Consider the following 22,728-nt stretch of genomic DNA (forward strand, 5'->3'; position numbering starts at 1 on the left):
GGTCTCAGGATGAACCTGCGGACGCGGCCTCGGTAGACTGATCGCCATCGTAAGGCTCTCCTTCCTCGCCCTCGTGGGTCAGTAATTTCGGCGGGGAAGTTGTCTCACCTCATGTTGACACGGAGGGTCTCGCCCGCGGAACACTTGCCTGATGTCCGTGTAATCGGGGAGGGGGTGCGGAGCAGGAAAGCCAGAGACCCCAGATCTCGTGCAGGACGGCACACCGGCTGAATGGATCCAGGGAGGTGACAAGATGCCTACGTACGTCATCTTGATGAACCTGACGGAGCAGGGCGTCAAGAACATCAAAGACGCCCCCTCACGGATCGAGGCAGCCTCCAAGTCCCTCGAGGCAGCCGGGGGGAAGATGAAGGGGTTCTACTCAACGATGGGGGAGTACGACTACGTGGTCATCGCGGAGGGTCCCAGCGACGAAGTAGCGATGCTGCAGCTCATAGGTCTGGGAGTCGCTGGCTACGTCAGGACGACGACGCTCAAGGCGTTCCCGCTGCCAGAGTTCGCGGAGCTCCTGAAGAAGCTGCCCTAGTCCGGCAGGTACGGGCAAGAAAGGGTAGAAGGTCTTGAGATCGGGAGCCGGTGTGCCGCCCTGTGCGGCGGTCCATACGACGAACCCGTAGCGGCGCCGCACGACTCCTGGCACATTGCCTCTTCCTCCGGCTGGCGGGCGCCCGAACTCGTTGCCCACAACCGCCGGCACGACGTGTCCCCCCGTCAGGAGCAGCGAAGGTATCGCGCCGGTTGCGGCGAATCACAGGCGAAACGCGGCGGGTGGAATGCACAGCACGCGCCGCAAAGGAGGGATAGGAATGACACGCGCTCGTTTAGGCCTGCTGGCGTCAGCCCTGGCCTTTGTGCTGGCAGCGGCACCGGTTAGTTCAGGGCCGGCAGCGCCTGTTCGGGGTGGCACGCTCACCATCGGTCGGCCGGTGGATGCCGTCTCGCTGGATCCGCACTTCGAGACCACGGCACCCGGCGCCTGGATCTACCAGATGATCCTGGAGCCGCTGGTCACCATGGGTCCGGACATGAGGATCCGGCCCAGCCTGGCAACGGCGTGGCAGGCAATGTCGCCCACGCGCATCCGGTTCACGCTGCGGCGCGATGTGAAGTTCCACGACGGGACCCCATTCAACGCGGCAGCCGTGAAGTTCACCTTCGATCGGGCGTTCGATCCGCGCAGCATCTCACGGTGGGCCAGCCTGGCCGGCCCGATCAAGGGTGTCGAGATTGTGGACGACTTCACGGCAGACCTGGTCACGACCGAGCCCTACGCCCCGCTGCTCCGCAGCGCCGCCATGGTCTTCGCCGGCATAGTAAGCCCCACCGCGGTCGGGCGTCTGGGCGCCGATTTTAGCCGGCGGCCCGTGGGTACGGGCCCGTTCAAGTTCGAGGAGTGGCGCACGAACGACCGGATCACCGTGGTTCGCAACGACGAATACTGGGGCCCGAAGGCGCACCTCGACCGCATCGTCTTCCGGGTGATTCCCGAGGAGTCGGCCCGGATGATCGCGCTGCGCACCGGCGAGGTGGACATGGTGCTTGTGCCGGCGCCGGCGCAGCTCGCCACGTTCGCGCGCGATCCGGGTTACACGCTGGCCCAGGCCACCGGACTGCGCGTGGTCTTCATCGGGATGAACCTCACCCGGTCCCCGCTCTCCGATGTTCGCGTGCGCCGCGCGCTGGTGATGGCATCCAACCGGAAGGCGATTCTGCAGAACATCCTGGAGGGTGCAGCAGGTCCGTCCGACGGCATCCTGGCTCCCGGGGTGTTCGGTTACAAGTCGCTGGGCCTCGACACGCTCTACCCCCACGACCCGGCGCGCGCCCGGGCGCTGATCCAGGAAGCAGGGTTCCGCCCCGGGCCCGACGGGATCATGCAGCGCGACGGCATCCCGCTGACGCTGACCCTCATTACGGCGCGAGGCAGGTACTTCAAGGACGCCGAGATCGCCGAGGCCTACCAGGCGCAGCTCCGCGAGATCGGGGTGCGGCTGGATATCAGCTTCCTGGAGTGGGCCACCGTGTTCACGATGGTGCGGGCTGCAGTCCTGGACGCCCACATGTTCGTGCTGGGATGGGTGACCACGACCGCCGACGCCGACTACACCCTGCTGCCCATGTTCCGATCCGACCAGGTCCCGCCGCGCGGCTGGAACACCTGGCGGTACTTCAACGCCGAGTTCGACAAACTCGTGGACCAAGCGCGCGTCAATCTCAGCCCGCGCGAGCGTGAGGAACTCTACGGGCGTGCGCAGGACATGATCGCGCGTGACATCATGTTTGTGCCCTTCTACGTGACGAAGGAGATCGCGTTGATGCGCTCCCACGTGAAGGATTTCGTGCCACACCCGATCGAGTACAATCAGGGCTTTCAATACGTGTGGATTCAGAAGTAGGCTCGGTTCGCCGTGGGGCGGAGGGGTTGGGATGCCCAGCCCCTCCCGCCCTGCACCGCGCAACTGCCGCCTGATCCTGACCTGACATGATGCGATTCGTCGCCCGCCGCCTCCTGGCGATGATCCCTGTGCTACTGGGGGTCATCCTCCTCATCATGGTGACGATAGACCTGATTCCCGGCGACCCGGCGGCCCTGATGCTCGGTCAAGGCGCGACCCCCGAGATGGTCGCGAAGCTGCGGGCCTCCCTCGACCTGGATCAACCGCTTCCGGTCAGGTACGTTCGATACATCGCCCGCCTGCTGCGCGGAGATCTGGGCCGCTCGGTCCGGGAAGGCCGCCAGGTGAACACCGAGATCGCCGATGTCTGGCCCGCGACCGTGCAGTTAGGCCTTGCAGCGATGACGCTCGCCGTCGCGATTGGCATACCGGTCGGAATGCTGTCGGCCCGCCGGCCCTACTCGCTGCTCGACAACCTGGTCCGCGTCGTCTCGCTGGCAGGTCTCTCGATGCCGATTTTCTGGACCGGGATCATGCTGGTCGTGGTGTTCAGTCTCTGGCTGGGATGGCTCCCTGCAGGCGGCCGGGGCTCGTGGTACCACCTCATCCTGCCGGCCGTGACCCTGGCCACGCCCAGCATTGCGATGCTGGCGCGCATGACGCGCTCGACGATGCTGGAGGTCCTGCGGGAGGATTTCATTCGGACCGCCCAGGCGAAAGGCGTGGCTACGCGCGGCGTGATGGTCCGCCACGCGCTGCGCAACGCGCTGATCCCGGTCGTGACCATCCTGGGCCTGCAGACCGGCCAGTTGCTCGGAGGTGCGGTGCTTACCGAGACGGTCTTCGCATGGCCGGGCATTGGGCGCATGCTCGTGCGCGCGATCTTCGCGCGCGACTACGTCCTCCTGCAGGGCGGCGTGCTGGTCCTGGCGGTCACGTTCGTAGTGATCAACCTCCTGGTGGATCTCTCGTACGCCTACCTGGATCCCCGGATCACCTACCAATGAAAGCGGCGGTGCACGACACACCTCACGTCTCGGCCGGGGCGGCCATGTGGAAGCGATTCCGCCGGAACCGGCTGGCGCTTATGGGTCTGGTGATCGTCGGGTTCCTGATGGTGTTGGCGATTCTATCCCCGGTGCTTGCCCCGGCCGACCCTGCCCGGCAGACGCTCGACGACAAGCGGATGGCTCCGGGCGCCAAGTACAAGTTGGGCGCCGACGAGTTTGGCCGCGACATCGCCAGCCGCCTGATCTACGGCAGCCGCGTCGCGTTGGTGGTGGGGCTTGTCTCGGTGCTGATAGCGCTGCTGTTGGGGATCGCGCTCGGCACCGCGGCGGGCTATCTAGGCGGCGGCGTGGATGAGGTGATCATGCGCGCCATGGACGTGCTGCTCGCGTTTCCCTACCTGCTGCTGGCGATTGCCATCGTGAGTGCCCTGGGGCCCGGCCTGGCGAACACGATCCTGGCAGTGGGCATCTGGGCCACACCCGCTTTTGCGCGCGTGGTCCGCGGGTCCGTGATATCCGTAAAGGAACAGGAGTACGTGCAGGCGGCCCGCGCGATAGGCGCCAGCACCTTCCGCATCGTCGTGCGGCACGTCCTGCCCAACTGCATCTCGGTTGTGGTAGTGTACTCGGCCCTCTACATGGCCAGCGCGATCCTGCTCGAAGCCGCGCTCTCCTTTCTGGGGCTGGGAATCCAACCGCCTACGCCTTCGTGGGGGTTGATGGTCAGCACCGGTCGCGACTACCTTGTGATAGCGCCTCATATCGCCACGTTCCCGGGGCTGGCAATCGCGTTCGCGGTGCTGGGGTTTAACCTCCTCGGCGACGGGCTCCGCGACGCGCTGGACCCAAAGCTCAGGACGTAGAGGTACCGGATGTCTCCTGGAGGAGCCATGAACGCCAACTTGGTCGTGGGCACTGCATCGGCCGGTTCCGGTGAGAAGGGGTTTGGCGCGCTGGAGGTCCCGGGCACCGGGGTGAGCATGCCCGTGGCGGTGATCCAGGGGCGCACACCCGGGCCGCGCGTGTGCATCACCGCAGGCGTACATGGCGCCGAATACGTCGGCATAGAGGCGGCCATACGCACGATCGGTGGCCTGGATCCTCTGGTGCTGTCGGGAACGGTTATCGTCGTGCCGGTGGTGAACACTCCTGCTTTCGCCGCCAGGTCAATCTATGTCTGCCCGCTGGACGGCAGGAACCTGAACCGGGTGTTCCCTGGCTCGCCGGAGGGCACACCCTCGGAGCGCATGGCCCACACGCTCCTTGCCTCCGCGATCAGCGGCGCCGATGCGTACATAGACCTGCACGGCGGCGATCTCAACGAGGCGCTGTTGCCGTTCACCATCTACTTCGGCGGTGCAGACCCCGAGGTCGTTGCGCGCTCATGCGCAATGGCCGAGGCCTTCGGCATCTCCCACATCATCGAGGGCTCGGTGGCGGGTTCCGCGTTCGAGGCCGCATCCGTGGCCGGGATACCAGCCATCCTTCCGGAAGCCGGCGGGCAGGGCATTCTCGACGAGTCCATGGTCGCGATCCACCTGCGCGGGATCACGAACGTGCTTTGCATGCTGGGTATCACCCCTGGGGTTGCGGAGCCGCCGGCCCGGCCGGTGCACGTCAAGCGGTTCCTGTGGCTGCGCTCGGACCACGCCGGTCTCTTCTATCCCCGCGTGGCCGTGGGCGACCGGGTGGTTGAAGGAGAGGTGCTCGGCGAGGTCCGCGACTGGTTTGGCCTGCGCCTCGCCCTGGTGAACAGCCCAGGGGATGGTTCTGTCCTCTTCCTGGTGACAACGCCGGCAACCAACCCCGGCGATCCGCTCCTGGCTATCGGCGCCTAATCCCTGCTCGCGCCTCGCGCGCGGTCGCCTCTGCCACCTCCGCGGCCAGGGACAGCGCGAACCGGACGGCGTTCAGGTCGCGCACCGCACGTACCTCGAGTTGGCAGGCCTCTTCGGGCGCGGCCGCCGCTAGCGCGCGGACCGCGTCCAGCAGCGGCGTGTCGTGCTGTTCGAGCGCCGCGTCGTGATCGAAACGGCCGTTCCTGGTGTAGTCCACGGGAATCAGCACGCGTCCAAGCGCCATCAGGCAGTTGTTCAGCGCGCGCACCGCCGGCTTCCGTGGCGAGGCACGCAAGGCGCTCGCAAGCCGGCCGAGGGCCTCGGTGGCTTCTACCAGGCGCTGCGCCTCGGCGATCGCCGGCCGCAGATCCACCCGCCGACCCGCGCCCTGCCGGAGCGAGCGAAGCTTCTTGAGCCAGGCGCGCGCAGTGGCCTGGTAGTCCAGCGGAAGGACCGGCTCTGTACAGAACGCGTGTACGATGCCCAGGTAGATCCTGCAGTCACGATCGAGCGCATCCGGGGCGATCTTGTCGGGCAGGTCCTCGGTGGTGTGCCACCACCAGCCCAGGCCTCCTGTCACGCCCCCGGTGCGGATGTTGAAGTCCTCACTGGCATTGGCAGAGCCCGCGGGCTGCTCGGACAGGCTCATGAGCAGCGAGGGAATGCCCACACCGAGGAACGACTGATCCCCGGCGCGACCGACGCGCCCTCCCTGGAACCGGCCGCCGGTCACCTCCGATATGACACGGTCGGCTACCCTGCTGGTCTCGGGCATCGCATAGGCGTGGGGGTTTATGACCGCGCCCCGGCCGCCGACCGAGTCCACGTTAACGTGCACGACGCACCGTTCGTCCAGTTCTTGCCAGTGATGGTCCGCATACCAGGTGGATCCCGAGTAGCGGCCGTGCGAGTGCCCGGACCAGAACGCCAGGCGCACTCCCCGGTAGCGTCGCACAGCCGCCAGCACCCGGGCGACCTCGATCATCGTTGCGTTGGCCGTGCCGTTGTCCATCGCGCCGCGGTGCCAGGAGTCCAGGTGTCCGGCCAGCAGCACGAACGTATCCTCGACCTCGCCGGGCAGGTCGGCGGTCAGCAGGGGGATCTTGCGCCAGCGTGTGTCCACCTCAGCGGTGATGCGCGCGCGCATCTCTCCGGCTACGACGGCTTTGCGCAGGATGTCTCCCTCGGTTTGCGCCACCGAGACCACCGGCACGCATGGCAGTTTGCGCGCCCCCTCGGGCGTGGGGCTTCCCCAGACCGGGGAGACGATCATCTCGTGGACGAGTGGGTCGCGGTTGAGGAAGATCAGCCCGGCGGCACCGGCCCTCTCCGCGGCGTGCACCCGATCAGGGGTGGCCAGCCCGTCAATCAATGCGATCCTTCCCGCCACACGGGCCGCGGCCAGTTCGGCGGATCGCCCGCTGCTCGCGTACACGGCCAGGGCCTCGACGCCTCCCGGCCCTGTGCCCGCCGCGAAAGAGTGTGTCACACAGGCCATTGACGCGCGCGGGCCGCGGTCTGGGATGATCACCAGCGAGGCCTCACCCGGCAGGCTGACTAGGGAGTCGTGCAGGATCAGGCGCGTGGAGCACCCGGCTGCGCGCAGCCGGCGCCGTACACAGTCGAAGGATTCCATCTCCTCCGGCGTCCCGGACAGTCGGACCCACCGGGCCAGGGCCTCGACATCGGCCATCAACCTCTTCGCGCTCACTTGATCGTAAGGGGCTGCCCCCTTGCCGCCTCCTGCCATCACGCGCCTCCTCACACCAGCATCCCTAGCCCAACATCCAACGTCCACCGTCCACGCTCAGCGTCTGTCCAGTTACGTATCCTGCTCCCTCCGAGGCGAAGAAGAGCACGGCGTGCGCGATCTCCTCCGGCGTGCCCAGGCGCTTGATCGCCAGGGCATTGAAGAACGCCTTCTGCCCCTCCGCGCCCAGCGCGTCCCACTGGCGCTGGGAGGAAGGGTTCGAGAGCACGAACCCCGGGGCCACCGAGTTCGCGGTGATACCGAACTGTCCCAGCTCGCGGGCGATCTGCCGGGTGAATCCGATCAGGCCGGCCTTGGCGCTGGCGTAGGCCTGGATCCCGGTCTGGCTGTAGCTCCGGCCCGCTCCTGAGGAGATGGTGACTATCCGCCCCCATCCCCGCGCCTTCATCCCCGGGGCCAACTCGCGCACCAGCAGGAACGCGGCCTCCAGGTTGACCGCGACGATCGCGCGCCAGTCGTCTTCCGAGACCTCTTCCACCGGTTGCGCCACCTGCCCGAGCACGCCCCCGGCGGAGTGCACCAGAATGTCTGCGCCGCCGTCTTGCGCGGTGATCTCGGTGACAAGGGCGCGCACCGCGTCCGGCCGGCTGACATCAACAAACCGGCCGACGGCAACGCTGCCCGCATCGCGACACCGGCGCACGGTCTCTTCAAGCGGCTCCTCCAGGACGTCGCACGCCCACACCTTGGCACCGGCCCGCGCCAGCGCTTCGGCGATCGCCGCGCCTATGCCGTGCGCCGTCCCGCTCACCACCGAGACCTTGCCCGCCAGCCCGCCGCTGCTACGCATGGACGCCCTCCGATCCGTAGGCCCGCGCGCTGATCGCAGCCAGGGCCGCGATGTTGTCCCACGACATCTGGCGCGCGCCGGATTCGATCTCAAGGATCATCCCGCCCAACGCCTCCACCAGGGGGATCGGCAGACCGTGCCGGAGCGCGCGGGCGCGCAGCTCGCTCACCATTGATTCCACCTCGGTCTTGCGTTTGCGGACCGCCAGGTCGCGCCAGATGCCGCTCTTCGCCTTCAACGACTTCCTGTTGAACGCCACCAGGGCATCGAGGCTGGCCTCGACTCTGCCGGCATCACGCCGCGGGGGAAAGGCAAAGGCCGGCGGGTCGAACCCGTCGAAGCCTTCCGGCCGCACGCCTTCGGCCGCGGCCACTGCCAGGACCTCGGCGGCCACGTTGCCAAGGACCGGCCGCGCGGTGGAATCGGAAAGCACGTCCGCGATCGGAGCGTCCACGAGCGCCGTGGTCTTCAGCATCGCTCCGTAGGCATGCTTGCCCCACAGATAACCCCAGATGTTGGAAGTGGCCTGAGCGTTTGGCATGAAGTCAAGCAGGACCTTGACCAATCGCCCCAGGCGGCCGCTCTCGGAGCCGTCGAGCTCGCCGACATAGAGTGCGCCCGAACCGCCGTACAGGATGCGGCCCGGCTCGAGGTAGTCGGCGCCGAAGTTCACGAAGGCCCCGATCGTCCTCTCACGTCCGACGATCGCCGCGATCCGTTCCTCGTTGAAGCCGTTCTGCATCGAGACAACCACACCGTTCGCTGCCAGGTAGGGGGCCAGCTGCGCCGTGGCCGGGTCGGTGTGCATGGTCTTCACTGCCAGGAACACCGTGCCCAACGGGTCGCGGATCTCCTGCGGAGTCACAGCCGGCGCCCTCACGGTGAACGTCTCGCCGCTGCCCTCGATGGTCAATCCGCGGTCGTTGATCGCGCGCACGTGCTCCTCGACGGCGTCCACAAACGTCACCCCGTGGCCGGCACGCACCAGGTAGGCGCCGATCGTTCCCCCTATCGCGCCGGCCCCAACGATGGTGATGTGGTCAGACGACATTTCCGCGACCTCCTTCCAGAATCGGCGTTGACCCGGCCCCGGCCGGTTGCTAGACTACAAAGCGCGGGTGCCGGGGTAGCTCAGGTGGTAGAGCGGCGGCCTGAAGAGCCGCGCGTCGGCAGTTCAACTCTGTCCCCCGGCACCAGATCCTCTCTGGACAGCAGCACACGATCACCGACGACATCCCACAGGCCCTGGTACGTCAGCCGGACGTACGGCAGCGAGTCAAACCCGAAGAACAGCAAACTGTAGGCCAGGTCGTGGTGGGCATAACCGCGCGCGCGCAGCAGGGCGGTGAGCGCCTCCAGATCAGCGGCCACCTCTCCCATGGGGCGCGGCGACATCATTCCTCCCAGCGGGAGGGGCAGCTCGAAGACCACGGCTCCTCCCTCGGCCAGAACCACGCCGCCGCCCAGATCCAGGGCACGCGACGCGGCCACGGCCATATCCCCGGGGTCGCGGCCCAACACGTACATCCCGGCGCCGCTGGTATAGGTGCTCGCCAGGCCACCGATGCTCTCCGCAAACCCGGACAGCAGGGCGCGGCACCGCCACCGGCCCGCGCTATCGAGCAGGACCATGCGAAGCACGCCCTCAGGCAGCTCCTTCCCGATTGCGATGTCGCGGCGGCGTGCGATGACCGTGTTCTCGAAGTGCATCGCCGGAGACGGCGACGGCAGCCCGTCCAGGGAGAAGAATGATGCGTCGGGTCGCCAGTCCCCCGGAGTGTACGGCCGCAGCCATCGGTCCCACGGCATCGCCGGGAGGTCCGCTACCAGACGGCCGTCCCGTGCCACCACTTTCCCCGCAGCGATCACGGCCTGCGGCATGGGATGATTGAGGCCCTCGAGCACGACGATGTCGGCACGCCGACCCGGCGCAAGGCCGCCCATCTCCTCGTCCAGCCCAAAGTAGGTCGCAGGGTTGACGGTTACCATCTGGTAGGCGGCCAGGGGGTCCACGCCAAGGCGCAGGGCCACATCCAGCAGGTGGTCCATGTATCCCTTACCGTGAACGAAGGTGGCGTTGGGACCATCGGGCGTCAGCATGATCCGGCCGGAGAAGCCACGGCTGCCGGTGACCACCGGCGCCAGCGCCGGCAGGTCCGGGCGCAGCGATCCGTGGCGCAGCATGACGTAGAGCCCTGCGCGCAGCCGCGCCAGGGCCTGCTCCGCGGTGATGGCTTCGTGGTCGGACGAAAACCCCGCGGCGACCAGCACCTGCATCCGGTCGGCGGAGACGCCCGGCGCGTGTCCTTCGACGCGGTGCCCGGCTGCGACCCCGCGCGTAATCCGCTCCAACAGCCCTGCCTCACCCGCGTACACCTGCGTCCACCGGGTGATCTCACCCAGGGTTCGGACGTCATCGAGCACCAGCAGCGCTTCCAGCCGCTCTTCGCTGAGGGTTGTGGGGTCGTGCGGGCTGTGCGCCTGGCCGTGCAGCCGGAGGAACCAGAAATACCTGAGAGGCAGCGCAGCCAGCGCGGCCAGCGCAGGGAGGGTCGCATCCGGTACGGTCAGGTTCAGCAGCATCAGGGTGTCGGCCACGATGGCCGTGGTGCCCCGTGGGAGCACCGCGCGCGCGAGTTCATCCGGGGTGTACATTGCCTGGGGATGCCCGTGCGGGTCAATGTACCCCGGCGCGACGACCCTACCTCGGGCTTCTACCATTACCGTTGAGGGCCCGGCTTCGAGTGGACGCTCACCCACATAGGCGATGCGTCCGGCGGCCACCGCCACCGTGCCCGGCAGGACTTCACCCGAGTAGACGTTGAGCACGCGGCCTCCGGTGACGAGAAGGTCCGGGGGCGCTTCTCCGCGGGCGACCGCCATCAGCGCCCGGGTCTCGTCTGGGGTCCGGTAGGTGCGCCTCACGGCGCACATTGTAGCACGAGAGAAGGAATGAGGACGCCAGGGATGAAACGCTTCGGTGACGCCGCGGACACCGCGAATGGAGGTGGAGGACCGTGGAGATTCGTTTCTACGGGCACGCGATGTTTGGCCTGACCGCCGGGGGCACCACAATCGTCATTGACCCGTTCAACGACGACGTCGGCTATCCCAGGCCGGACGTGGAGCCGGACGCCGTTGTCACCAGTCACGAGCACTCCGACCATGGCAGCGTTGAACTGATCCGGGGTCGCCCCAGGGTACTCCGCGGCCTGGCCGATGAGGGTAGGACCTGGGCCGCGCTCGACGCGCGCGTCGGGCCGGTGCACATTACCGGGGTGCCCACCTACCACGATACCGAGCAGGGACGCGCGCGCGGAAAGAATGCGGTCGCAGTCATTGAGGTGGAGGGTCTGCGCATTGCGCACCTGGGTGACCTGGGGCATGTGCTGACACCACAGCAGGTGAGCGCGATCGGCCAGGTGGACGTCCTGATGATTCCGGTCGGCGGGCACTTCACGATCGGTCCTGCTCAGGCCGACCAGGTCATCGCCCAACTGAAGCCGCGCGTGGTAATCCCGATGCACTACAAAACCGCGGTCAATGATTCGTGGCCTATCCGTAGGCTCGACGACTTCCTCCAGGGCAAGGCAGATGTGAAGCGGGTGGGCGCGACCGTGACCATCACGCACGCAGCGCTTCCGGTGGAGCAGGAGGTCTGGGTTCTCGCATAGCCCTGCCTCCACGGCCGGGCGCCCCCGGACGGCAAGGCTGCGCCTTATGCCCTAGTCGAACATCAGGTCGCGGCCTGATACGCCGTCTCCCTGTCCTTTCCTATGCTTGGAGCGGTGTGCGGACGCATGGATGATACCCTGGAAAGCCGCTTCCCGATTCTAGGCAAGTGGACGCTGGCACCTTCGATAGCGAGGTTTCGCATCCGGGCGCCCTTTGTCGCCCGCAAGCACAAGGCCGGCAACTTCGTGATCGTCCGCCTTGATGAGACCGGCGAACGCATTCCCCTTACGGTTGTGGAGTCCGACCCCATCGAGGGGTCCATTACCCTGATCGTTCAGGCGGTCGGGAAGACGACTAAGGCGCTGTGCGCCATGCAGGTCGGAGAGGCGCTGAGTGACGTCGTCGGCCCGCTGGGTAACCCCACGCCGGTCGAACGCCACGGCGCGGTCGCCTGCGTGGGCGGAGGGGTGGGCACCGCCGAGCTCTTCCCAATCGCGTGCGCCCTGCGCGACGCGGGGAACACCGTGCACGCGATCGTCGGCGCGCGGACGCGGGATCTTATTGTCCTCGAGCAGGAGATGCGTGAGTGCTCGGCCACCCTGGCCGTCACCACGGACGACGGCTCCTACGGCCGCAAGGGGCTCGTCACGGACGCCCTTACGTCACTCCTGGACGAGCACCCGGAAATAGCGGTCGTCTACGCCATCGGCCCGCTGGTCATGATGAGGGCCGTCGCCGACCTTGCGGCGAAGCGCGGAGTCAAGACCATCGTCAGCCTGAACACGATCATGATTGACGGGACCGGCATGTGCGGCGGCTGTCGCGTGACGATTGACGGCAAGACGAAGTTCGCGTGCGTGGACGGCCCCGAGTTCGAAGCCGCCGGCGTGGACTTCGACGAACTGATCGCTCGAAACCGATCCTACCTGGACATGGAGCGGATTGCCGACGAACGGTGCTCCTGCAAGCTCGCAGCCGCCTCCGGCGAGCGCTCGCGATGAAGGGCGCCAATCCCCTCAAGCCCGCGGAGCGACTGAAGATCCCGCGCCAGCGCCCGGCAGAGCAGTCGCCGGAAGAGCGCCGCGGCAACTTCCTCGAGGTGTGCCTGGGGATTGACGAGACCGCCGCGCTCCTCGAGGCCTCGCGGTGCCTGGAGTGCAAGGATCCCGTCTGCGTCAAGGGTTGCCCGGTTAGCATTGACATCCGGGGATTCGTTGACCTGGTGGTGCAACGAGACTACGCCGGCGCGATCAACAAGATCCGCGAAGCCAACTACCTGCCGGGGATCTGCGGACGGGTTTGTCCGCAGGAGTCACAGTGCGAGCAGCTCTGCGTGCTCGGGAAGAAGTACACGCCGTTGGCGATTGGGAAACTGGAGCGGTTCGCCGCCGATTACGAGCTCCAGCACAACCTCTTTACCGATCCCCCGATGCCGGACCTGCGCGAGGAGAAGGTGGCGATAGTCGGCTCGGGTCCTTCGGGCCTGACCTGCGCCGCCGAGCTCGCCAGGATGGGCTACCGCGTAACGATCTTCGAGGCACTGCACGCGCCCGGCGGCGTGCTCAGGTACGGGATCCCCGAGTTCCGCCTTCCGCGCGACATCCTGGATCTGGAGATCGATCGCGTGCGGTCGCTCGGGGTGGAGATCGTCACGAACTTCGTCGTGGGCAGAACGGCCACGATTGACGAGTTGATGGGCGAGTGGGGCTTCAAGGCCGTATACCTTGCCACTGGCGCCGGAACGCCATACTTCATGGGCATCCCGGGCGAGAGCCTGGTCGGCGTCTATTCGGCCAACGAGTTCCTCTCCCGCGTGAACCTCATGAAGGCGTACCGTTTCCCAGAGTACGACACGCCGGTGAGGGTTGGCAGGCAGGCAGCGGTGATCGGAGGAGGGAACACGGCCATGGACGCTGTCCGCACGGCCCTCCGGTTGGGCGCCGAAGACGCCTACCTCATCTACCGCCGGTCGCGCGACGAGATGCCGGCGCGCGTGGAAGAGGTCCATCACGCCGAGGAAGAAGGCGTGCAGTTCATGCTGCTGACCACCCCGACCCGCATCCTGGGCGATGCGAACAACTGCGTGTGCGGCATCGAATGCCAGCGGATGGAGCTTGGCGAGCCGGACGCCTCAGGACGCCGCAGGCCGATTCCCGTTCCAGGGTCGGAGTTCATCGTGCCGGTGCAGACGGTCGTAATGGCAATCGGCCAGATGCCCAATCCGATCATTCAGTCCACCACGCCCGGATTGAAGACAAGCTCTCGGGGAACCGTGGTCGCAGGCGAGGACCAGGCGACCAGCCGGCCCGGCGTGTTTGCCGGAGGCGATCTGGCGCGGGGCGGCGCGACCGTGATTCTGGCCATGCGCGACGGCAAGCAGGCAGCCGCCGCGATCGATCGGTATCTGCACCCGGCCCCCGAGACCCCGGCGCAGACAGCTTAGTCCCGCGATAGTACTATTCCCGCGCGGTTAGATACTCCAACAGCGTCCGGACGCCGTATCCCGAGGCACCCTTGGGCTGGGTGGCGGTCGTGCCCTCTTCCTTGTCCAGGTATGCCACGGGCGCGATGTCCAAGTGGGCCCAGGGTATGCGACCTGCAAACTCCCGGATGAAGATGGCGCCCTTCTGCGCGCCCCCCGGACGGGTGCCGGAGTTCTTGATGTCCGCCACGTCGCTGCGCATGGCCTGGCGATACTCCTCGTAGAGCGGCAGCTGGACCAGCCGCTCTCCTGCCCTGCTGGCCGCCGCCATCAGGCGGTCCATCAGTGCCTGGTCTGTCCCCATCAGGGCAGCGGCGTACGGGCCCAGGGCAATGCTGGCCGCGCCGGTGAGGGTAGCCAGGTCAACGATCTCGCTCGGTTCGCCCGCGGCCAGGTGCGCCACGGCGTCGGCCAGGATCAGCCGGCCCTCGGCGTCGGTGTTTGTAATCTCGACGGTCGTGCCGTTGAGCCCTCGGAAGACGTCACCCGGCCGAATCGCCCGGCTGCCGACGGCGTTCTCGACGGCCGCGATCGCGGCGGTTACGCGCACCTGCGGCGCGAGCAAGGGCAGGGCGCGCATGACCGCGAGCACGGCCGCGGCGCCGGCCATGTCGCCCTTCATGGTGGCCATGCTCTCGGCGGGCTTGAGATCGAGGCCGCCGGAGTCAAACGTCACGCCCTTGCCGGCCAGCGCCACCGTGCGCTTGGGCCTAGTCGGGGCATACTCCAGCAGGATCAAGCGAGGCGTGTGCGCGCTGGCCCCGCCCACCGCCATTATCATCTCCATCCCCCGCTTCTTGAGATCCGAAGGTCCCCACACCTGGACCTTGAGCTTCGTGCCCCTCGCGGCGCGGCGGGCCTGCGCTGCAAGCGCGTCCGGGGTGAGGATGTTGGCGGGCTCGTTGACCAGGTCGCGGGCGAAGTTGACCGCGTCGGCCACCACCTGTCCCCGCCGGCGCCCGGCTTCCACCGCGGCGGCCTCTGCGCGGTTGGCGGCCAGCAACTCCAGGTGGACGGTGTGGCCCTTCTCCTTGCGGTACTTGGAGAACGCGTAGGTTCCCAGCAGCGCGCCCTCGGTCCGCGCAGCCGCGACCGCGGTCGGCTCCCAGTTCCGGTGCTGGAAGGGCGGAAAGGCCAGGCGCGTCAGGCGGCGCCCGGAAGTGGCCCGGGCCACCGACGCGGCGGCCAGCCGCAGCCGGTCCACCGTGAAGGCGTCACGATCGCCCAGCCCCACCACTGCCAGGCGTCCGGCCGGAAGACGGCCGTGTGTGTGGACGAACACCACCTTGCCGGCCTCTGCGGTGAACTGCTCTTCGTGGAGCACGCGGGCCAGCAGGCCGCCGAGCGCGTGGTCCACCTTTGCGGCGATGCCCTCGAGCCGCGCAGGCCCGCCAAACACCCCCAGGGCCAGCACATCACAGCGGTGCGCTGTAGGATCGGCAACGGTCACGCGGACGGTCACGGCTCTCCTCCTTTGTCAACTGTAACTCCATTTCAACTGTCACCCTAGCGGTCTGGCCTGGACCGAATGGTCGAGAGGGGTATCTCCTCACCCACCCCGGCCTCGACGGCCCGGCGGTACAGCAGCTCAAGCGTCACAACGTCTTCCATGGCAATGCCCTGGGACTCGAAGAGCGTAATCTGTTCCTGCCGGCTCCTCCCGGGGCTGGCCCCGGTCACTATGCTTCCCAGCTCGGTCACCCTTTCCCAGACCACCTCCCCGGCCGCGGCAGGGGTGATGAGATCGCCGCACTCGATGCGCGCCTGCTCCAGGGAGTCCACGGCTATCAGATCGCTGCGGCGGACGGCCTCCGCGTCCAGTTCCTGTCGCGCCGCCGCGTTGGAGCCGATGGCGTTGACGTGAACGCCGGGCCGCAGCCAGGCCCCCATGAGCACCGGCTCCTTCGCGGACGTGGCTGTAACGACTATCTCCGAGCCCTCCGCCGCTTCCTGCGCGCTCGCGACGGCCACTACCTCGACTCCCAGCTCCGCCGTCACTTCAGCCGCAAACGCCTCCCGCCGCCCCTCCGACCGGCTGTACACTTTCACCAGCGCCACCGGCCGGACACGCGACACGGCCGCTACCTGACTGCGGGCCTGCCACCCGCTTCCGATGATACCGAGCGTGCCACCGCCGGCGCGGGCCAGGTACCTGGTCGCTACCCCGCTCGCCGCGCCGGTCCGCATCTGTCCCAGGCGGTCGGCCTCAGCGATCAGCACGGGCTCGCCGTCCTCGAACCTGTAGAGCACCGCGATGAACCGCGATCCGGCCGGAGTGGAGGCGTAGGACTTGACGCCCGTGACGCCAAGGGCGGGCGCGGACGCGTGCATCACGTGCAGCGTGCCCGAAGGCGTCACCGACCTGCTGCGGGGGCGGTTGGAGCCCGTGCCATCTCCCAGGAAGCGAAACCCGGCCTCGACGGCGGCGATCACATCGTCCATGGTGAGAAGCAGGCCCACATCACTTTCGCGGAGCAGCAGCGCCATCTCATCTCCCGGCGGCCTGGTGAGGCCGGAAAGCACCGTCGTTCCTGTGAGGTTCCCCAGCCCAGGCAGGCCTTCCTCCAGAGGCGGGAACAATCCGCGGGTGCGGCCGTCGGTGGTGGCGAAGGGCTTCCCGCGGTCTGGGCGAACCATGGGTGTGGGAGGTATGCGATGACCGAACATTTGTTCGATAACATTGAAGCCCACCGCGAGGGGCTGGTAACGCTGCGGCGCGACCTGCACGCCCATCCTGAGCTGGCCTTCCAGGAGGAAAGAACCGCAGGGATCGTGGAAGCCCGGCTGCGGGCCGCCGGACTGGAGGTCCGAACCGGGCTGGCCCAAACCGGCGTAGTCGGAATCCTGCGTGGGGGCATGCCCGGGCGCACCGTTCTCGTCCGCGCGGACATGGACGGCCTGCCCATTCAGGAGGCGAGCGAGGTGCCGTACCGGAGCCGGATCCCGGGCTGCATGCACGCCTGCGGGCACGACGGCCATACCGCGATCGCGGTGATCCTGGCTGAGATCCTGTCCGGGCGCCGGGCTGAGATGGCAGGCACGCTGGTCTTCGCCTTCCAGCCCGCAGAGGAGATCACCTCGGGCGCGTTGCCGATGATCGAGGCGGGTGTGATGGACGCCCCGCCAGTGGACGCAGTCGTGGGGCTCCACCTATGGAACGACCTCCCGGTCGGGACCGTGGCATTGAGTCCAGGCCCGGTCTTCGGTTCGGTGGACGAGATCATGATCTCCGTCGAGGGTCGGGGCGGGCACGGCGCCATTCCCCACCAGGCGGTTGATCCGATTGTGGCCGCCGCCCACGCGGTCACCGCCCTCCAGACCATAGTCAGCCGCGAGACGGCCCCACTCGACGCGGTCGTGGTGACCGTCGGCACGATCCACGCCGGCACGGCGTTCAACATCATTCCCGATCGCGTGGAGATGCGCGGGACGGTCAGGGCGTTCACCGGGGAGATCCGCGAGCGCACTCTGCGTCGCGTCGAGGAGATGGTGGCTGCGGTGGCCAGGGCGGTTCGCTGCGAGGCCACGGTGACCAGCCGGTTTGGGTGCCCGCCGGCGGTCAACGACCCGGCGGTCACCGCCATCGTACGGGAGGTGGCCGCAACGGTCGTCGCCGGCGAGCACGTCGTGGACCTGAGACCAACGACCGGCAGCGACGACGTCGCCTACTTCCTCCAGCGCGCCCCTGGATGCTACTTCGCGGTCGGGTCCCACAACCGCGATCGCGGCCTGGATGCCGCGCACCATAATCCCCGGTTCGACTTCGACGAGGAGGCGCTGGTCATCGGCGCGAAGGTCCTGGGTGGAGCGGCATTGAGGCTGCTCGAGTAGGCCGGGCTGGGCCGCACTGCCCAGCGGCTGCGGGCAGGCCGGGCTGGGCCCCTCCGCCCGGAGGACCGGACCGGGCTCCGTCGAATGATTTGGCCCATGGATCAGGCAGTCGCCTATGCCCGCGAGCAAGACGGCCGCTTTCTTTCCGAGCTGATCGAGTTCCTTCGGATTCCCAGCGTAAGCACCGCGCCCGAGAGGGCCACGGACGTCGCACGAGCCGCGGCGTGGATCGCCGGGCACCTGGAGCGGATCGGACTTCGCAGCCGCGTCGAGCCCACCGATCTACACCCCATCGTGCGGGCCGACTGGCTGGGCGCACCCGGCCGGCCTACGGTTCTGTGCTACGGCCACTTCGACGTGCAGCCGCCTGATCCGTTGGGCCTCTGGAACTCCCCGCCGTTTGAGCCCACGGTCGAGCAGGGGTCGCTCTACGCGCGCGGCGCGTCCGACGACAAGGGGCAGTTGTTCACGCACGTCAAGGCCGTGGAGGCGATCCTGCGCACCGTGGGCTCGCTCCCGGTCAACGTGAAGTTCTTGCTGGAGGGCGAGGAGGAGATCGGCAGCCCGTCCCTTGCGGCCTATGTTCCGCGTCACCGTAGATCCCTGACCGCCGACGCCGCCCTGGTCAGCGACGGCGCGCTGTTCGCGCCGGGGTTGCCCACGCTTACCACCGGGCTGCGCGGAATGCTCTACACCGAGATCGAGGTCAAAGGGGCCGGCGCCGACCTCCACTCAGGCCAGTACGGAGGCGCGGCGCCCAACGCCGTCGGAGCGCTAGTGCAGATCCTGGCCACGCTGAAGGACCGGCGGGGTCGCATCCGGATTTCCGGATACTATGGCAGGGTCCGGCCGCCGGAAGAAGCCGAGCGGTCTGCCTGGGCGCGGCTTCCATTCGACGAGGCCGCGTTCTGCAACGAGATCGGAACGGCCGTGGCCCCGGGCGAGGAGGGCTACCCCATTCTGGAGCGTCTGTGGGCCCGCCCGACGCTTGACGTGCACGGCATCGCCGGCGGGTTCACCGGAACCGGCATGAAGACGGTGATCCCGTCCTGCGCAACGGCCAAGGTGAGCATGCGTTTGGTTCCGGACCAGAACCCGGAGCGAGTCTTCAAGCAGCTGGAGAGGTTCGTGCGCCGTCACGCGCCGCCCGGGGTGCGCGTGGACGTGCGTCATCTCGCGTCATCGCCGCCTGTCCTGGTGTCTTCCGACGCGCCGCCGGTGCGCGCGGCGGCACGCTCACTGGAGGCGGTCTTTGGCGTGCCCCCGGTCTATGTGCGGAGCGGGGGCAGCATTCCGGCGGTTTCCGCCTTCGACAGGACCTTGAAAGCCCCCGCGGTCCTAATGGGGTTCGGGCTGCCCGACGACAACCTGCACGCGCCTAACGAGAAGTTTGCCCTGGTGAACTTCAGGCAGGGGATTGAAGCGACTATTCGCTTCTTCCACGAGTTCGGAGGGTAGTGGAGGAGCATCCATGGAGCGACCCATGACCGCGAACAGCACAAGCACACAGGACTTCCCCCTGCGATTCCGCTGGTTGTCCGGCGTGGTCGGCACAGTCGGCCTGGCGCTGGTGGCGGCAGCGCTGCTGCGCCTACCCAATGTTCCGTGGGATGTGTGGCTGCTCTTCGGCACCGTGTCCCTGCTCTCCGGGGTAATCGTCTTCCCACTGCCCATGGGCGTCACGTACCATCCGCAGGGCGGCATCTCGCTTGCCGTGCTGTTCCTGTTTGGCTGGGAGGCAGCCGTGATAGTGAACCTGCTGGGGATGACGGTCTTCTGGACTCACTCGAGGCGGCCGGTCTGGCGTGCCGCGTATGACCTCGGAAACGTCGGCTGCAGCCTGCTGCTGGCGGCCTCGGTCGCCCCGCTGGGAGCCGCGGGCTTGACCACGGGAATGCTGGCCTGGTTCATTCTCGGTGGCGGGATTCACGCCCTGGCCAACACGGCGTTCACCGTCTCCGGCCGGATGGTGCAGCAGGGTGGCGCGTGGCCGATGACCCCAAGATCCGTCCTTCGCATCACGGCGCTGTCGGGAAGCATGGCACTGGCAGCCATTGTCATCGTGCTCCTGTTCGATTCGTTCGGTGAGGCAGGCGCGCTGTTGGGGTTCGCGTCGTGGCTGCTGGCGAGCGTGGCGCTCAAGGGCAACTACGAGGCCCATGCGGCCAGCGAGCGCCACGCGGACACGAACCGCCGCCTCGAGGAGGCGCTTGTTGCGGTCGAGCGCCTGTCCATCACCGATCCGCTCACCGGGCTGTACAACCGGCGGCACTTCCGGATCCGCCTGGAGGAGGAGTTCAGGCGTGAAGCCCGCGATGCCTCGCCGTTCAGCCTGCTGCTGCTCGACCTGGGCGGGTTCAAGGCGATCAACGACGCCCACGGCCACCTGGCCGGCGACATCGTCCTCCAGCAGTTCGCCCGGCTACTGGACGGCGCGGTGCGCCCCGGTGACCTGGTCTTCCGGTACGGTGGAGACGAGTTCGCCATAGTCATGCCCCGGACCGCGCGCCGGAATGCCGAAGCCGCCGTGGCGCGTCTAGAGGCGCTCGTGTCCCAGACCCCCTTCCTGGTTGGTACCAAGCGGCTGTACATAGAGCTGGACGTGGGCATCGCCGTGGCCCCAGAGGACGGTACAGACGCGGATGCGCTTGTCCACTGCGCGGATACCGCCATGTACAGCGCCCGCGGGCGCCGCCGCGGGTGAATCACGCTGGCGTCATCATTCAGGTGAGGCACTGGCTGGAAGGCCTGAGCGCTTTCGAGCAGGCGCTCGGGGTGGTGGCCCTCACGCTCGTTCCGTGGATTGAGTTGCGCGGCTCGATCCCGCTTGGGATCGCGCTGGGGCTGCATCCCCTGGTGGCCATGGCGATCGCGGTGGCGGCCAACTGCGCCATCATCGTCCCCGGGTACTTCGCGCTCGAGTTGTTCTACGACCGGCTGTTCTCGCGCTTTGCTCCTTTCCGCCGGGCGGTGGAACGCGTGAGGGCAAAGGGGGCCGGGCTCGTCGAGCGATACGAACTCCTGGGCCTGGCGCTGTTCGTCGCGGTGCCGCTCCCGGGCACCGGCGCCTACTCGGGGACTCTGCTGGCGTGGCTGCTGGGCATGAACCGGCCGCGCGCATGGGTTGCGATCGCGGTGGGCGTGACGCTGGCCGGCGTGGTTGTTACGCTGGCGGCATCCGGAGTACTTGCCGCGGTCCGGCGGTTCATCTAGAATAAGAATTCAAGGTGCCGACGAGCAGACGCAGGAAGCACCCGCTCCACACTGAAGAGATAGGACACTCCCGAATTCCAAAGGAGGGATCAGATCGCGTGCGAAGAGTCCTGGCCCTGATGGCTGCCATTGCCCTGACCGGCGCGCTTGTCATTTCCGCGGCCGCGGCGCCGGCGGTGACGCCTACGCGCGGTGGAACGCTCATCGTTGGATCTGGGGTGGACGCGGTGACACTCGACGCGCCCATGATTACCGATTCCCCGAGCGCGACCGTGGCAGAGCACATGGTCGAGTCCCTCTATAGGTTGACCCCCGAGGGCAGGATCGTGCCGATGCTGGCTCTTGGGCACACCGTGTCCCCGGACGGCCGGACATGGACGGTCCGGCTGCGCACCGGCGTCCGGTTCCACGACGGGACTCCGTTTGACGCCGAGGCGGCCAAGTTCAACCTTGATCGCATGCTCGACCCGGCCACCCGCGCGGCGTTCCGATTTCTGCTCTGCGGACCCGCGACGTGCGTGACGAGCGTCACGGTAGTTGACTCCTCGACGATCCGCCTGGTCACCAATACCACGTTCGCGCCGCTGCTGGCGCACCTTACCCACAGCTCCATGGGCATGCAGAGCCCGACCGCCGTCCGGCGGCTGGGCGTGGACTATGCCCGGCAGCCCGTGGGAACCGGCGCCTTCAAGTTTAAGGAATGGGTGCGCGGCGATCGGGTGGTGATGACCCGCAACGACGACTACTGGGGGGAGAAGGCATTCCTGGACGAGGTGCAGTTCCGCGTGATCCCGGATGACGGTGCGCGCGTGGCGGCCCTGGAAGCGGGCTCGATTCACGTGGCCGTGCGCGTCCCTCCGCGCGAGATTGAGCGGTTGAAGGGCGCCCGGGACTTCACGGTCTCGGTGGACGATAGCCTGCGCACGATCTACGTGGGTTTCAACGTGACGCGGCCGCCGTTCAACGATGGACGCCTGCGCCGGGCGCTGAACCACGCGGTGAACAAGCGGGCGATCGTGAACGGTGCACTGTATGGAACAGCCCGCGTCTCCGATGCGCCGATTGTCCCGGCTATTGAGGGTTACTCCAAGATCATGACCTACGAATGGGACCTGGAGCGAGCCGAGGCGCTGCTGCGTGAGGCGGGCTACACCAGGGCCCGCCCATTGCGCGCCGTGTTCCACCATCCGTCCGGGCGATACATACGCGACGCCGAGATCGCCGCAAGCATCCAGGGACTCGTGCGCCGCGCGGGCATCGAACTCGAACTGAGGACGATGGAATGGGGGGCCTACCTTGCCCTAACCAACCGGCCGCAACCGGAGAACGACGTCCAGATGTACATGCTCGGGTGGGGTACCGTGACCGGCGACGCCGACTACGGCCTCTATGCCCTGTTCCACTCGTCGCAGTGGGTGCCGGCGGGCTCCAACCGGAGCTTCTACAAGAACGAGCGCGTTGACGCGCTGCTCGATCGTGGCCGGTCTACAATGGATCAGGCGGAGCGCAACAAGATCTACGCCGATGCGATGAAGGTCATCATGGACGACGCGCCCTGGCTGTTCCTGCACAGCGAGTCGCAGGTGACCGGCATCAGGCACACCGCTCAGGGGGTGGTCGTCCATCCCGCGGAGCGCGTAGAGTTGTTCAAGGCCTGGATACGACGCTAGAGAGATCCGAAACGACTAGGCTGGAAGGACG

General features: G+C 67.5%; 19 protein-coding genes, 1 tRNA gene and 1 pseudogene. 15 read left to right on the forward strand and 6 right to left on the reverse strand.

Features of this window, described 5'->3' with window-relative positions; translation table 11 throughout:
- Positions 1 to 253: 253 nt before the first annotated feature.
- The 5 genes from FJX73_07015 (at position 254) to FJX73_07035 (ending at position 5,265) form a co-directional block, all read left to right on the forward strand.
- Positions 254 to 547, forward strand: coding sequence for a GYD domain-containing protein (locus tag FJX73_07015; GenBank protein ID MBM3470527.1), 294 nt, complete (start codon positions 254 to 256; stop codon positions 545 to 547).
- Between the two features lie 247 nt (positions 548 to 794).
- The gene (locus tag FJX73_07020) at positions 795 to 2,417 is read left to right on the forward strand and encodes a hypothetical protein (protein ID MBM3470528.1); all 1,623 of its coding nucleotides are present in this window, start codon (positions 795 to 797) and stop codon (positions 2,415 to 2,417) included.
- Positions 2,418 to 2,503: 86 nt separating this feature from the next.
- Complete coding sequence (locus FJX73_07025) at positions 2,504 to 3,424, forward strand: ABC transporter permease (GenBank protein MBM3470529.1); 921 nt, start codon at positions 2,504 to 2,506, stop codon at positions 3,422 to 3,424.
- Positions 3,421 to 4,290, forward strand: a complete 870-nt coding sequence (locus FJX73_07030; GenBank protein ID MBM3470530.1) for an ABC transporter permease — start codon at positions 3,421 to 3,423, stop codon at positions 4,288 to 4,290. Before FJX73_07025 ends, FJX73_07030 begins: the two co-directional genes overlap by 4 nt.
- A 9-nt stretch (positions 4,291 to 4,299) precedes the next feature.
- Entirely contained in the window at positions 4,300 to 5,265 is a 966-nt protein-coding gene (locus FJX73_07035; protein ID MBM3470531.1) for a succinylglutamate desuccinylase, read from the forward strand.
- Here the strand turns inward: FJX73_07035 and FJX73_07040 are convergent.
- The 3 genes from FJX73_07040 to FJX73_07050 are packed head-to-tail and all read right to left on the reverse strand — an operon-like array spanning position 5,252 to position 8,877.
- Positions 5,252 to 7,015, reverse strand: a complete 1,764-nt coding sequence (locus tag FJX73_07040; protein MBM3470532.1) for a M28 family peptidase — start codon at positions 7,013 to 7,015, stop codon at positions 5,252 to 5,254. The two genes, FJX73_07035 and FJX73_07040, sit on opposite strands and share 14 nt — an antisense overlap.
- Before the next feature lie 25 nt (positions 7,016 to 7,040).
- Positions 7,041 to 7,826 carry an SDR family oxidoreductase gene (locus tag FJX73_07045; protein MBM3470533.1) on the reverse strand — a complete coding sequence of 262 codons (786 nt, stop codon included), beginning with the start codon at positions 7,824 to 7,826 and terminating at the stop codon, positions 7,041 to 7,043.
- Positions 7,819 to 8,877, reverse strand: a complete 1,059-nt coding sequence (locus FJX73_07050) for a ketopantoate reductase family protein (GenBank protein MBM3470534.1) — start codon at positions 8,875 to 8,877, stop codon at positions 7,819 to 7,821. The genes FJX73_07045 and FJX73_07050 overlap by 8 nt, the downstream gene beginning before the upstream one ends.
- 69 nt (positions 8,878 to 8,946) lie before the next feature.
- On the opposite strand from FJX73_07050, the gene FJX73_07055 reads away from it, so the two are divergent.
- Positions 8,947 to 9,022 (forward strand) — tRNA-Phe (locus FJX73_07055).
- A 34-nt stretch (positions 9,023 to 9,056) separates the two neighbouring features.
- Here the strand turns inward: FJX73_07055 and FJX73_07060 are convergent.
- Positions 9,057 to 9,770, reverse strand: a pseudogene (locus FJX73_07060) (adenine deaminase).
- Here FJX73_07060 and FJX73_07065 point away from each other — a divergent pair.
- The 4 genes from FJX73_07065 (at position 9,711) to gltA (ending at position 13,944) form a co-directional block, all read left to right on the forward strand.
- On the forward strand, positions 9,711 to 10,556 hold the full coding sequence (locus tag FJX73_07065) for a hypothetical protein (GenBank protein ID MBM3470535.1): 846 nt from the start codon (positions 9,711 to 9,713) through the stop codon (positions 10,554 to 10,556). The pseudogene FJX73_07060 and the gene FJX73_07065 sit on opposite strands and share 60 nt — an antisense overlap.
- 293 nt (positions 10,557 to 10,849) lie before the next feature.
- On the forward strand, positions 10,850 to 11,500 hold the full coding sequence (locus FJX73_07070) for an MBL fold metallo-hydrolase (protein MBM3470536.1): 651 nt from the start codon (positions 10,850 to 10,852) through the stop codon (positions 11,498 to 11,500).
- 126 nt (positions 11,501 to 11,626) lie between these two features.
- On the forward strand, positions 11,627 to 12,502 hold the full coding sequence (locus tag FJX73_07075) for a sulfide/dihydroorotate dehydrogenase-like FAD/NAD-binding protein (GenBank protein MBM3470537.1): 876 nt from the start codon (positions 11,627 to 11,629) through the stop codon (positions 12,500 to 12,502).
- The gene (gene gltA / locus FJX73_07080; protein MBM3470538.1) at positions 12,499 to 13,944 is read left to right on the forward strand and encodes an NADPH-dependent glutamate synthase; all 1,446 of its coding nucleotides are present in this window, start codon (positions 12,499 to 12,501) and stop codon (positions 13,942 to 13,944) included. The genes FJX73_07075 and gltA overlap by 4 nt, the downstream gene beginning before the upstream one ends.
- 13 nt (positions 13,945 to 13,957) lie before the next feature.
- Here the strand turns inward: gltA and FJX73_07085 are convergent, their stop codons facing one another.
- Together FJX73_07085 and FJX73_07090 are read right to left on the reverse strand one after the other, a co-directional pair.
- The gene (locus tag FJX73_07085; GenBank protein ID MBM3470539.1) at positions 13,958 to 15,445 is read right to left on the reverse strand and encodes a leucyl aminopeptidase; all 1,488 of its coding nucleotides are present in this window, start codon (positions 15,443 to 15,445) and stop codon (positions 13,958 to 13,960) included.
- 44 nt (positions 15,446 to 15,489) lie between these two features.
- Positions 15,490 to 16,716, reverse strand: a complete 1,227-nt coding sequence (locus tag FJX73_07090; protein MBM3470540.1) for an ornithine cyclodeaminase family protein — start codon at positions 16,714 to 16,716, stop codon at positions 15,490 to 15,492.
- Here FJX73_07090 and FJX73_07095 point away from each other — a divergent pair.
- The 5 genes from FJX73_07095 to FJX73_07115 all read left to right on the forward strand — a co-directional run bounded on the left by FJX73_07095 (position 16,639) and on the right by FJX73_07115 (position 22,697).
- A complete protein-coding gene (locus tag FJX73_07095) occupies positions 16,639 to 17,814 on the forward strand; it encodes an amidohydrolase (protein MBM3470541.1) in 1,176 nt (391 codons plus the stop codon). The genes FJX73_07090 and FJX73_07095 overlap by 78 nt on opposite strands.
- 96 nt (positions 17,815 to 17,910) lie before the next feature.
- A complete protein-coding gene (locus FJX73_07100; GenBank protein ID MBM3470542.1) occupies positions 17,911 to 19,272 on the forward strand; it encodes a dipeptidase in 1,362 nt (453 codons plus the stop codon).
- Positions 19,273 to 19,285: 13 nt separating this feature from the next.
- On the forward strand, positions 19,286 to 20,518 hold the full coding sequence (locus FJX73_07105; protein MBM3470543.1) for a GGDEF domain-containing protein: 1,233 nt from the start codon (positions 19,286 to 19,288) through the stop codon (positions 20,516 to 20,518).
- Between the two features lie 71 nt (positions 20,519 to 20,589).
- A complete protein-coding gene (locus FJX73_07110; GenBank protein ID MBM3470544.1) occupies positions 20,590 to 21,027 on the forward strand; it encodes a small multi-drug export protein in 438 nt (145 codons plus the stop codon).
- Between the two features lie 119 nt (positions 21,028 to 21,146).
- The gene (locus tag FJX73_07115; protein ID MBM3470545.1) at positions 21,147 to 22,697 is read left to right on the forward strand and encodes a glutathione ABC transporter substrate-binding protein; all 1,551 of its coding nucleotides are present in this window, start codon (positions 21,147 to 21,149) and stop codon (positions 22,695 to 22,697) included.
- Positions 22,698 to 22,728: the final 31 nt, after the last annotated feature.

Source organism: Armatimonadota bacterium, assembly GCA_016869025.1.
Classification (GTDB): Bacteria; Sysuimicrobiota; Sysuimicrobiia; order Sysuimicrobiales; family Humicultoraceae; genus VGFA01.